Raw genomic sequence first — 5,073 nt, forward strand, 5'->3', positions numbered from 1 at the left:
ACCGCAGCCATCCGCGAAGTGGTGGAGATGCACTTCCCCTTTGTCTGGGTGCGGGGGCAGGCCACCAATGTCAGCCGTCCGGGTTCCGGTCATATCTATTTCACCCTCAAGGATGAGCAGGCCGCCCTGCAGGTGGTGTGGTTCAAAAACACCCAGGCAGCCAGCCGCAAGCAGAACAGTGATCCTGCGGCAAGCCTGGACAACGGTCAGGAAGTCATCTGTGCCGGGCGTATAGGCGTATATCCCCCCAGGGGCACCTACCAGCTCATCGCCGAACTGGTCCAGGAGCAGGGCCTGGGGGATCTGTTTCTGGCCTTTGAGGCCCTCAAGGCCAGGCTGCAGCAGGAAGGGCTCTTTGAAGCGGAGCGCAAGATGAAGATTCCCTTCAACCCGGAGCGGGTGGGCATAATTACCGCCTCTACGGGCGCTGCCCTGCAGGACTTCATGCGTGTGGCCGAAGATATGGGGATGGGCTCAAAGATAATTGTCTATCCCAGCCTGGTACAGGGGGACAAGGCCCCGGCGGATATTGTCCGGGCGATAAACCGGGCCTGCCGGGAGGACAAAGTGCAGGTCCTGGTGCTCATGCGCGGGGGCGGCTCCCTGGAGGACCTGTGGGCCTTCAACAGCGAGGAAGTGGCCAGGGCCATAGCCGGTTCGCATATCCCGGTGATAACCGGGGTGGGGCACGAGGTGGATACCACCATTGCCGACCTGGTGGCTGATCTGCGGGCGGCCACTCCCAGTCATGTTCCCCAGCATCTGTGGCCTCAGAGAAAGGATCTCTGGGTGCGCCTGGATGAACAGGAGATGCTCCTGGTGCAGGCCTACAAGAGATTTTTAAAGACCAGGGAAGAACAGCTGCAGAATCTGTCCAGGGGACTGGGGTGGCTCAGCCCGGCCAGGCAGATGCAGCGCAGGGAAGAACAGCTTGACTCCCTGGAGCAGGCTTTGAAGAGGGAGGGCGGGAATTTTCTGGATATGTACATGCGTATGGTCCAGGAGCTTGAATCCAGGCTCCGGGGTAAATTCAGCCCGGACTACTGGGAAGTCAGGCATCAGCAGCTGGATTATCTGCAACAGACACTGAAGGCCCGGGCGGTTAATTTCCTGGAAGACAGGGAGAATAAAGTGTCCTTTGCCGCGGAAAAGCTGGAGTCCCTGGATCCTTACGCACCCATCAGGCGGGGTTACAGCCTGGTTACTGTGGCCAAAAGCGGGAAATTCCTGCGCAGCGTACATGACGTAAGCCCCGGCGACGTTCTGGAGATTACAGTGATTGATGGACAGATTAAGAGCCGGGTGGGAGGAGATTGATGCAGCACAAACTTTCTCTGGCGTATTTTTTACCAGTGCAGGACCCCGGGCATGTCAGGCGGGCGGCCTGCCTTATGAACTCCATCCATGCGCAATGGCCCTTTGTGCATTTCGAGGTTTTTTCAGGAGTCCGGGAAGATGTCTTGAAAAATCATCTCCAGGCTGCGCATGCCTGTCACAACCGATATCCCGGGACGGCGCTTGTGCATGACCGACCGCGGCAGGATAATCCGGAAGAAAAAGCAGAGTTTCTGCAGAGGAGCCTGTCCTTCGGGCAGGAGCAGGTAGGGGAATATTCACAGCTGCTTTCAGAGGCTGGATGCTGCCTGGCTATAAGCGATACTTCGCCCCTGGCCATAGCTGCAGCCGGCAAGGCCGGGATTGCCTCTGTCCTTGTGGAGGATTATTTCTGGACTGAAGTTTATAAAGGCTTATTTTCCAATGAGCCGTTTTTAAAAGAATATGCTGATATGCTCGGAAAATACCTGCACCAGGCGGACCTGCGTATTGATCTGCCTGCGGCAGAGGATTCCCATGCACAGCATATACCTGAGCATCAGGGTTATGGAGATGCCGCCCGGGCCATCTGCCATTACCTGGTACAGGAACAGGAAATACTGGAAGTGGTTGACCGGGAGGGATGCGTGCTGGGGGCGGCACCCAGGAAACGCGTGCACGGAAACAACAGTCTGCTGCACAGGGTGGTGCATGTACTGGTCTTTGATGACCAGGACAGGCTTCTTCTGCAGAAGCGCTCTCTGAACAAGAGGGTGGCCCCGGGTCGGTGGGATACCTCAGTGGGCGGACACGTGGATTGCGGTGAGTCCATTGAGACGGCCATGTACCGGGAAATGCAGGAAGAACTGGGGATCCGGCCCAGGGATGTGCAGTTTGCCTACAAGTATATCCATTCCAATGACTTTGAGTCTGAACTGGTCTATACCTATACCTGCCGGTATGATGGACAGGTGGAATTCAACCCGGAAGAAATTGACGCTGTGAAATTCTGGAAAACAGAAGAGATTGAAGAAAATCTGGGTAATGGGACTCTGAGTGACAACTTTGAAGACGAATTCAGGCTGTACAGGCAGTGGATGGGTAAGCGGTAAACTAAAGCGGGCCATGCCCGCAACCCAATAAAGAAAAGAGCTATTTGACAGGATTAACAGGATTAAGAGATGGATAAAGAAAAGAATCATTTTGTCCTGGCCGGAAGCCAGGCCAAAAGGTTATCCTGTCAATCCTGTTAATCCTGTCTAAGTTTCTTGTTTTTTGTGGCAGGGTCTGAGGAGTAAGCCACTACATTTAACACATGACAGCATTTAATCTCGTATCTGAATATACTCCCCAGGGTGACCAGGTTGAGGCCATTGAACATCTGGTGCAGAACCTGGATCAGGGCCTGGATCACCAGGTACTTCTGGGCGTGACCGGTTCAGGCAAGACCTTTACCATGGCCAATGTCATTGCCAGGAGCAACCGGCCGGCCCTGGTCATGGCCCCCAACAAGACCCTGGCGGCCCAGCTGTACAACGAATTCCGGCTGCTTTTCCCGGAAAACGCAGTGGAGTATTTTGTCAGCTACTATGACTATTACCAGCCCGAGGCCTATCTGCCCCGCACCGACACCTACATTGAAAAAGATTCCTCCATAAATGACGACATAGACAAATTGAGGCACGCCGCCACCCATGCCCTGCTCACCCGCAGGGACGTGCTCATTGTAGCCTCGGTGTCCTGCATATACGGCCTGGGTTCTCCGGAATACTACTCCAAGATGATCATTCCCTTAGAAGAAGGGCAGACCATGGACATGGACGAGCTCATGGCCAGGCTGGTGGAGGTGCAGTACGAGCGCAACGACTACGACTTTCACCGGGGTACTTTCCGGGTGCGCGGAGACGTCCTGGAAATAATCCCGGCCTATCGCATGGAACAGGCCCTGCGAATTGAGTTTTTCGGAGATACCGTGGAATCCCTGTTTGAGACCGATCCATTAACCGGGGAGATAAAATCCAGGCTCAAGAAAACGGTTATTTATCCGGGCAGCCACTATGTATCCGACCAGGACAATCTGCAGAGGGCCATGAACGATATCCGGGAGGAACTGCGGCACAGGCTGAACTGGTTTCAGGAGCAGAACATGCTGGTGGAGGCCCAGAGACTGGAGCAGAGGACCCAACTGGACCTGGAGATGATCCAGGAGATGGGCTATTGCAACGGCATTGAAAACTATTCCAGGCATCTGGACGGACGCAGGCAGGGTCAGCCCCCGGCCTGCCTTCTGGATTATTTTCCGGATGACTACCTTTTGTTCATTGATGAGTCCCATATTACCATTCCCCAGGTCGGAGGCATGTACAACGGAGACCTGTCCAGGAAGAAGACCCTGGTGGATTTCGGGTTCAGGCTGCCTTCGGCCCTGGACAACCGGCCCCTGAGTTTTGATGAGTTCCAGGAGAGGATGGGACAGACAGTGTACGTATCTGCAACTCCCGGCCCCTGGGAAATGGATAAATCTCAGGGAGTTCTGGCGGAGCAGATCATCCGGCCCACCGGTCTGGTGGACCCCGAAATCGAGGTGCGTCCCACCCATGGCCAGATGGATGATCTTCTCAATGAATGCCTGCAGCGGCAGGAAAACGACCAGAGGGTGCTGGTGACCACCCTGACCAAGCGCATGGCCGAAGATCTTACGGATTATCTGCAGGAACGGGGTGTCAGGAGCAAGTACCTGCATTCGGACATAGATACCCTGGAGAGGGTGGCCATTATCCAGGCCCTCAGGGCAGGGGAGTTTTACGTGCTGGTGGGGATTAACCTTCTGCGCGAAGGCCTGGACATCCCGGAAGTGTCACTGGTGTCCATCCTGGATGCGGACAAGGAGGGCTTTCTGCGCTCCACCAGGTCCCTCATCCAGACCTTCGGCCGGGCCGCGCGCAATGTGGATGCCAGGGTGATCATGTACGCGGACAGGGTTACGGACTCCATGCGGCGGGCCATGGACGAGACCGAGCGCAGGCGAAGCAAGCAGAAGGAATTCAACCTGGAGCACGGCATAGTCCCGGCCAGCATTGTCAAAGCCGGACCCAACACCCTGTACGAGATGCACAACCAGCCTGAACCTGAACAGATGGGGCTGGCTGCTGAGGAGATTTCCCGGTATGGTGCTGATCCGCAAAAGCTGGAGAAGGAAATAAAGAGTCTGGAGCGCAAAATGCGCAAGCTGGCCCAGGACCTGGAATTTGAGGAAGCGGCCCGGGTCAGGGACCGCATTCAGGACTTGAAAAATGCTTTGATGGTTTAGTTTGGAAGTTAACAGTTATCAGTTAATTGTTAATTGTTACAGAACAAAACCATGAATTAACTGCCTTATCTCAATTAACTAATAACAGCTAACTGACAACAGGTCGCGGGCATGGCCCGATTAGACTTACTCTTGAAACCCTATCACAAAAAACAAGAAAAATTTGAGCTATGGCAGGGGTTCAGCGCTTGGCACTGTAACTGTTCCGCACTTATTTTTTTAAGAAAAAAGACTATTGCCCACAGATCACACAGATGCACACAGATAAGAAAGGTTTTTTTATGTGCATACCAGGAATGAAGAACCTGGTATGCACATGGTCTCCACCGCATCCGCGGTAGATACCGGGGAGTAATCTTCCCCCCGCGCAAGCGGCTGATGCCTTTTCCTTGCGGGTTCTTATTCCCGCAAGGAAAAAACATGCTTCTTCAATCTCTTTTATCTGTGTC

Annotated in this window: 3 protein-coding genes; all 3 read left to right on the forward strand. The window is 54.4% G+C overall.

Features of this window, described 5'->3' with window-relative positions; translation table 11 throughout:
- Positions 1–1,317: exodeoxyribonuclease VII large subunit (gene xseA / locus D5S03_RS06725; RefSeq protein WP_287043112.1), on the forward strand; the 1,317-nt coding region annotated here is incomplete at its 5' end.
- Positions 1,317–2,426, forward strand: coding sequence for an NUDIX hydrolase (locus D5S03_RS06730; protein ID WP_287043114.1), 1,110 nt, complete (start codon positions 1,317–1,319; stop codon positions 2,424–2,426). The genes xseA and D5S03_RS06730, both read left to right, overlap by 1 nt.
- 203 nt (positions 2,427–2,629) lie before the next feature.
- Positions 2,630–4,624: an excinuclease ABC subunit UvrB gene (gene uvrB / locus D5S03_RS06735; RefSeq protein ID WP_287043115.1), complete on the forward strand. Its 1,995-nt coding sequence runs from the start codon at positions 2,630–2,632 to the stop codon at positions 4,622–4,624.
- Positions 4,625–5,073 lie beyond the last annotated feature (449 nt).

This window comes from Desulfonatronospira sp. MSAO_Bac3 (genome assembly GCF_003838035.1).
In the GTDB taxonomy this organism is placed as follows: Bacteria; Desulfobacterota; Desulfovibrionia; order Desulfovibrionales; family Desulfonatronovibrionaceae; genus Desulfonatronospira; species Desulfonatronospira thiodismutans.

Bases quoted from the DNA above. Each gene is read 5' to 3' on its own strand.
- uvrB (WP_287043115.1), top strand. From the start codon at position 2,630: ATGACAGCATTTAATCTCGTATCTGAATATACTCCCCAGGGTGACCAG.
- D5S03_RS06730 (WP_287043114.1), top strand. From the start codon at position 1,317: ATGCAGCACAAACTTTCTCTGGCGTATTTTTTACCAGTGCAGGACCCC.